This window comes from Kribbella sp. NPDC020701, assembly GCF_055562215.1.
Map to the genome: position 1 here is coordinate 272,935 of NZ_JBVHFT010000012.1, position 6,621 is coordinate 279,555.

The 6,621-nt window shown below is 65.2% G+C and carries 7 protein-coding genes; all 7 read right to left on the reverse strand.

Going from position 1 to position 6,621, the window contains the following annotated elements:
- Nucleotides 1–97 precede the first annotated feature (97 nt).
- Nucleotides 98–1,105: a LacI family DNA-binding transcriptional regulator gene (locus ACZ3HV_RS28225; protein ID WP_465688343.1), complete on the reverse strand. Its 1,008-nt coding sequence runs from the start codon at nucleotides 1,103–1,105 to the stop codon at nucleotides 98–100.
- Between the two features lie 93 nt (nucleotides 1,106–1,198).
- Nucleotides 1,199–2,518: an ABC transporter substrate-binding protein gene (locus ACZ3HV_RS28230; RefSeq protein ID WP_465688345.1), complete on the reverse strand. Its 1,320-nt coding sequence runs from the start codon at nucleotides 2,516–2,518 to the stop codon at nucleotides 1,199–1,201.
- Between the two features lie 802 nt (nucleotides 2,519–3,320).
- Entirely contained in the window at nucleotides 3,321–3,824 is a 504-nt protein-coding gene (locus ACZ3HV_RS28235) for an SUKH-4 family immunity protein (RefSeq protein ID WP_465688363.1), read from the reverse strand.
- Nucleotides 3,706–4,953, reverse strand: coding sequence for an RHS repeat-associated core domain-containing protein (locus ACZ3HV_RS28240; RefSeq protein ID WP_465688347.1), 1,248 nt, complete (start codon nucleotides 4,951–4,953; stop codon nucleotides 3,706–3,708). Before ACZ3HV_RS28240 ends, ACZ3HV_RS28235 begins: the two co-directional genes overlap by 119 nt.
- A 207-nt stretch (nucleotides 4,954–5,160) precedes the next feature.
- A complete protein-coding gene (locus ACZ3HV_RS28245) occupies nucleotides 5,161–5,457 on the reverse strand; it encodes a hypothetical protein (RefSeq protein ID WP_465688349.1) in 297 nt (98 codons plus the stop codon).
- A gap of 181 nt (nucleotides 5,458–5,638) precedes the next feature.
- Entirely contained in the window at nucleotides 5,639–5,941 is a 303-nt protein-coding gene (locus ACZ3HV_RS28250) for a hypothetical protein (protein WP_465688351.1), read from the reverse strand.
- Nucleotides 5,911–6,621 (reverse strand): RHS repeat-associated core domain-containing protein (locus ACZ3HV_RS28255; RefSeq protein ID WP_465688353.1); only part of this gene is annotated, 711 nt, incomplete at its 5' end. The genes ACZ3HV_RS28250 and ACZ3HV_RS28255, both read right to left, overlap by 31 nt.

Below are 6,621 nucleotides of genomic sequence, written 5' to 3' on the forward strand. Positions count from 1 at the left end.
TCACCCTCAGCCCGCACCCCAGGCAGCCACATCCGACGAAACCCCTCAGATGGGCCTCACAAACCCTCAGATTCGGCAGGACCTGGAACAGCAGTCCCTAGGCGGAGTCCCGAACGATGAGTTCGGTGTCGTAGATCTCCGGGTTGCGCAGGTCGGCGCCGCCGATCTTGGCCAGCAGGATCTCGGCCAGCCGGGCACCGAGCTGCTCGACCGGCTGACGGACCGTGGTCAGCTTCGGCGTCGTCGTGGTCGCCAGTACCGAGTCGTCGAACCCGACCACCGCGACGTCACCCGGCACCCGCCGGCCGCGCTGCGACAGGACGCGGAGCGCCGCGGTCGCCATCAGATCGGACGCGACGAACAGCCCGTCCAGATCGGGGTGCTCGTCGAGCAGCCGGAGGGCCGCCTGCTCACCACCGTCGGCGGTGAAGTCGCCGTACGCAATGGCTTGCGGCAGTCCGGCTTCCTTCATCACGTCCTGGTACCCGGTCAGCCGGTCCAGGCCCGCGGTCATGTCGAGCGGACCGGCGACGGTCCCGATCTTCCGGCGGCCGATCGACAGCAGGTACTCGACCCCGGTCCGGGCACCGGCGACGTTGTCCACGTCCACACTCGCGACCGGTACGTCGACGCCGAGCGGACGGGCGCTGAACACGATCGGCAGGGGCAACTGCGCGAGCTCCTGCAGCACGTTGTCCCGGCCGTGGTGGCTGATGATGATCGCGCCGTCGACATGCCCGCCGCGCAGGTACCGCAGCAGGCGCTGGTCGTCTCCCTCGGCCGGCTCGATCAGCAGCACGAGCTGGGACGAGGTCGGCGCCAGGGTCATGCTCACGCCGCGCAACATGCCCGCGAAGAACGGGTCGGAGAACACCCGGCTGTCCGGCTCCGGTACGACGATCGCGATCGAGTCGGTCCGGCGGGTGACCAGCGCGCGGGCGGCCCGGTTCGGCACGTAGCCGAGCTGGCCGATCGCGCGTTCGACCACGGCCACCGTGTCCGGCAGCACCTTGGGCGATCCGTTCACGACCCGCGACACGGTCGCCCGGGACACTCCGGCGAGCGCGGCGACCTGCTCCAACGTCGGAGAACCAGACTCGTTCATCGGTCCTCCCGGGGTTGGTGGGCTTGCGTTCACACCGTAGTACTTACCCGGTCGAATGCGCGTCAGGAATTGGCCGTGTCCAGTGCGTGGTGCCTAACCGCTCTTGCGTGTGTTGGCCGCTTTGTCGGCCAGGTCGAGGGCTTGCTTCCAGGCTGCGTCCGGTGCCTGCTTGCCTTCGTCGACGCGGGCGAGGGCCGCGCTGAAGACCTGGTTGATCTCGCCGTCGCGCGGACCCTTGTGCTGTTTGAGGATCACGTTCCTGGCCCGGTTGATGAAGATCTGGCCCACCGGCGCGTTGTTGAAGTACGCATTGACCTGAGACTTCACCTGCGGGTCGCTGTAGGCGTCCAGCGTGGACGGGAACGAACCGACCTTCTTGAACACCTTGACCTGCTGCTCCGGCGCGGTCAGCCAGGCGGCCAGCCGAGCGGCCTCGGCCGGCTGCTGCGACTGCTTCGGCACGGTCAGGTAGGACCCGCCCCAGTTGCCGCCCCCGCCGGGGAAGACGTCGGCGACGTCCCACTTGCCCTTGCCGTATGTGCCGGCGTTGTCCTGGATCACGCCGAGCAGCCAGCCCGGGCAGGCGATCGTCGCGAACTTGTCGGTACGGAAGGCCTGGTTCCACGGGTCGCTCCAGGCCGGCAACCGGGCGGACAGTCCGTCCTCGCTGCCCTCGACCACCTGGTTCCAGGTCCGCTTCAGCAGCGGGTTCTCCGCGCCGAGGAAGCGGTCCTGGTTGGAGTAGTAGGCCTGGATCAGCTGGTTGCGCATGGCTTCCCAGGTCAGCACCGCGGAGTCGTACCAGGCCGAGCCGGGCACCTTCTGCTTGAACTTCCGCCCAGTGGCGAAGTACGACGACCAGTCCGCGAACAACTTGGCCACCTGCGCCCGGTCGGTGGGCAGCCCGGCCTTCGCGAACAGGTCCCGGCGGTAGCAGATCGCCTCCGGCCCGATGTCGGTGCCGTAGCCGAGGACCTTGCCGTCCTGGGTGGTCGCGCCGGCCACCTTCCAATCCAGCCAGCGGTCCTTGAGGTCGTTGGCGCCGTAGTCGCGCAGGTCGACGAACTGGTCCGCCTTGGCGAGGTACTTGTAGATCCAGCTGACCTCCATCGCCTCGATGTCGGCCATCCCGGAACCGGAGGCCAGGTTGGTCTCCAGGTTCTTGATGTGCGCGTCCACGGTCGGGGCGCGGCGCTCGACGATCTTGATGTTCGGGTGCTGCGCCTCGTACTCGCGGTAGAGGTCCTCGTAGCCGAACTCGTTGAAGGTGGCGACGGTGAGCTCGATCTTCGGCTCGTCACCTTTGTTGCCAGAGGCATCGGAACCGCCAGGCCCACCACAGGCGGCGGCCAGCAGGACCGTACCGCAGGCAAGCAGGACTGCTATGGGGCGGACGCGGGCACTGGGCCGCATGGGAAAGCTCCCCTGAACTGGACGGAGTTGAGAGCGCTCTCGGATCGCGAAAGTGTGCTGAGTTTTCAGCGTTCCGGCTGGATATGTCAAGCACTGGGCCGTCACGCTGAGATACGGCACTTCCCAGGCCAGTACCCTCAGTCAGCCGCTGTCACGCTGCGAACCCCGCCGATTACCCAGTGCGCGGCCGCCTGGGATTTCGCTGTGAGTGATCATGCCCGTCGCTGCGGCCGCCTCTGCCACGGCCCGCAGTCGGCGGACCGCGCTCGGTCGTGGTGTACGTCACCACCGAGGGGTGGTCGTGCTGCCCTTCGTAGGTGTAGATCTCGGCGGGCACGACACGGCTGGCTGCGCCGCTGCTGACATCAGTGGGACGCCGAAGAACGCCACAAGCAGGGCTCCGGCCATCTGACGGCCCACTTGAACATCAGGCTTCCTACGCCTTGAACTCTTCGACCAGACAGTCCGACAGCCCGGCGGCCTCGATGACCGTCATCATGCGATCCGACACGCAGATCTGAAGGACGCATCCAGCCAGCAGTCCGCTTGTCCAGCGGTCTCCGTGACCTGCATCCACGAGTACTGCGGATGCGGCGCGTCGCCATAGATCGCCAGGTAGTTGTCACTTGGTCGAACGCTCGCTTCGGTCAGGGTGAAGTAGGTCAAGCCCGTCCTCTGCTGCTCCACAGCGTGGTGAACGACGACCTTGCCCTCCAGACCAGGGTTCGCAGCGAAGAACGTCGCACGATAGTTCGTTGACGCAGCGTGGCCAACCGTCCGCTCCGGTCTTTGCGGCAAGTATCTAGTCATCAGAATGATGAACCGCCTCCAATACCGCCTCCGTCGTGAGATCCCCCATCCGCACGTCATCGACGAAAGTAGACCAATACGTGTCCGGTTGGGCGGCCGGAGGGTCGATGTGCCGGATGACTATGCAGAGGTCGTCGCTGGCTGCCTCGATCTCGTCCTCGTCGTCGTCCGTGTCGTAGAAGGGGAACCGGCCCGCTACCGCTTCGAGTGTGTCCACGAAGGCCGCCAACGACGTGTTGACAAAGAGCCGAGGTGAATCCGGAGGGTCGAGTACCTCGACGACGTGTCCCGTGCTGGCCTCAACACCGACCGCCCCTGACAGTCCAGTGGTGCCAAATCGAAGGACGAGTCCGCTCTTGGTGTTGATCATTGTGACCTCATTGTCGAGGCGAAATCTTCGACCGATGAAGTGCGAGGGAACGCCCGATTCGAAAAGGACTTGCGAGGCCTCGTCGAAGATGTCCCGAGTTGGTTCCAGCCACTGTGGGCGTGTCACTGTCATACGCGCTGACTCGATACTGCTCATCAGAATAGGCTCCGAATTGCGTCGCGCAGTGCCGCGTTGGTGGCAGGCCGAACATCGGACGGTTCCAGGGCCACGACCAAGTCGTGTCGATGCCCTGCGTCAACGGGCCACAACGGGCGGCGCATGGCTCTCTCTCGGTGTAGATCTGCGTAACCTGCCGATCCCCCGCCTGACGGAGGACGTCCTGCTCGGCGTGAAGGTCCGCGCTGGAGCGGCCAATGACCGTAGTCCCATCATCAAGCAACCCTGCAGCGTAGTTGCCCCCACGGTCCTTGGCAGCAATGCGTGCCTCCTGAACTGCTCGGCTCAACGGCGTGGATCCGTACTCGACCTGTCCGTTGACTGCGTTTGCGGCGTCCTTGACGTTGCCGGACTTACGTTCCTTCGTCCCGTTTCGCCATTCTTCTGGTTCGCGACCGCCACCGTACCCGGATCGATCGTCGTCGTCATCTTCGTTTGGTGGTTGAGCCGCCCCGCCGCCGGCCAACATCTTGACGAATGGATTGTCCGGGCTCGAAGAGGTCTGGTTTAGCAGTACTCCGGTCCCGGCGATCGTTCCGGCCGTGGCCGTGGCCGTGGCCAGTCCGGCGACATTGCCATTGGGACCAAAGAGACCCGGGTTATTGATCGGCACCTGGAAGCTGCCGCCGTCGCCTGCGCCTGGGTCGAAGATTACGTGGCCGTCGAACTCGATGCCGGTGATGGGGTTGCCGCCGGCGAAGGCGTAGCGGTTGGTGTTCCAGGGGTCGGTGCCGAGTGCGAGGTCGCTGAGGGCGCCGTCGTAGTAGTCGCGGGACAGGTAGCGGTTGAGGCCGGGGTTGTACTCGCGGAACCCCATGTCGTAGCTGCCGGTGGCCCCGTCGAACCGTTTGCTGTTGAACCGGTACGGGTTGACGATGTCGGCGTCTTGGCTCGCGATGCCGGTGATCGCGTCGTCGCCGGTGGTGCCGACCTTGTCGGGTTGGCCGTAGGCGGTGTAGCGGTAGGTCGAGGTGGTCTGGCCGGTGGTGGCGTCGGTGAGGGTTTCGACGTCGCCGTGGGGGTTGGTTCCGTAGTACGACTTCTTGGTTGTGGTGGTGTTGACGGGGGTGTCGACCAACGAGAGGTCTGCTGGGCGCGAGTGGTCACGAGTGGAGTCTCCCAGCCACCGCTCCCGCCGGCTGTGAGCGACTCGGTGAGCCTCACCCGGGCCGCTCGCGACGGCAGCTGGTGCCGGCGACGCTTCGTCCCGGGCGACGATCGCGCGCTGGGAGCGTTACCACTTCGGGTCGCCCAGCAAACCACCCGCTGTTCCTCAAGCAGCGAACTATGGCTGCACCGGAACGAGGTCCGGTCCAGCAATCTGCAGGAGGACTTCGTCACCCGCCTCGTCCAGCACAGCCAGCGTGTCGCCGCGCCATACGGCGCGAACCGCGACCTCAGGCAACTCCCACCTTGCGGTCTGCTCACCGCCGAGCACGCGGCGCACCGACGTCTCACACACGAGGACCCAGCCACCAGCGTGCTCGAAGACGAAGATCAAATCCTCGTCCGTGCTGACCTCAATGACAGGCTCATCGCTCGGGAGTCGCGGCAGACGAATCAGTTCGCGGGCCGACCACATGTAGGAAGTCTCGGATCCAGAGCCGAAGGCGACAGGGCGCCAGGCTGGCCCCTCGAAGGTCCACACGTATCTGCCATCCGTCGTGACCGTGATCACCGCCCGAAGCTCCTCAGTCTCGGACGTCCGGACGTGGAACCAGCGAGAGCCAGCAACAAAAGTGATTTCCTCTTCCACAACGCACTCATTTCGTTGGGAACGCAGTAATGAACCTGACCGTTCCGTCGTAGTCGACACCCCACGAGGCAGTGATGTCGAACGTTCGCCCGCTCGGACCGGCCATCGGACCACGCACGACGAACTTCGTGCCGATCTGCTGCCCTGTTCCGTTCAGCATCGGGACAGAACTGGAAGCGTTGCCGAAGTTCGATGTGAGGTGACTCCGGAGAGCTGCATCCATCCCTGCCTCATCGAAGCCCAAGCGGTCAGCGAAGATCCCCGCCTTCCGTGCATCCTTCAGCAGATAGCCCGGCTTGCCGCCCGGCACGGTGATCCGCGCCGTGTCAAGCAGGTCACCAGCCGCGTTGCCGATGAATCGAGGGGCTGCTCCATTTGCGGCGACGCGCGGTGCTCGTGTTCGATCTTGATGAGAGAGCCAGCTCTGCCGAGCATACCGATCTCTGTGGGGCCGGCCAGCATGAGCACCAGGCTGAGCACCAGGTCGGGCATGAATTCCTCGCCCGGAATCGGCTTGTAGGGGCCGTACTTGCCGATGAAGCCCTCGGGCATGACGCACCCGGGTCCGCCGTTGCAGCGGGCCATCTCGAAGAACCGGTCTGGGTTGGGGCGTGCCACCGGTTCATTAGCTTGTTGACCGACATCGTTCGGGACCGGAGTCGTGCTGCCACCGGTCGAGCCGGTGGCAGTCGAGCCCGTTGATCCCGGTGCGGTGATCGTCGGTGTGTCATGGCGTTCGAACCGGTCGCTGTCTTGCTCGATGGCGTAGTGGCCGTTGAGTTCGATGCGGCTGATGGGGTTGCCGCCGCCGAACATGTACCGGTTGGTGTTCCAGGGGTCGCTGCCGAGTGCGAGGTCGGTCAGGGCACCGTTGAACATGTCGCGGCTGAGGAACCGGTTGAGGCCGGGGTTGTATTCGCGGAATCCCATGTCGTAGGTGCCGGTGGCGCCGTCGAACCGGGCCGAGTTGAACCGGTAGGGGTTGACGAT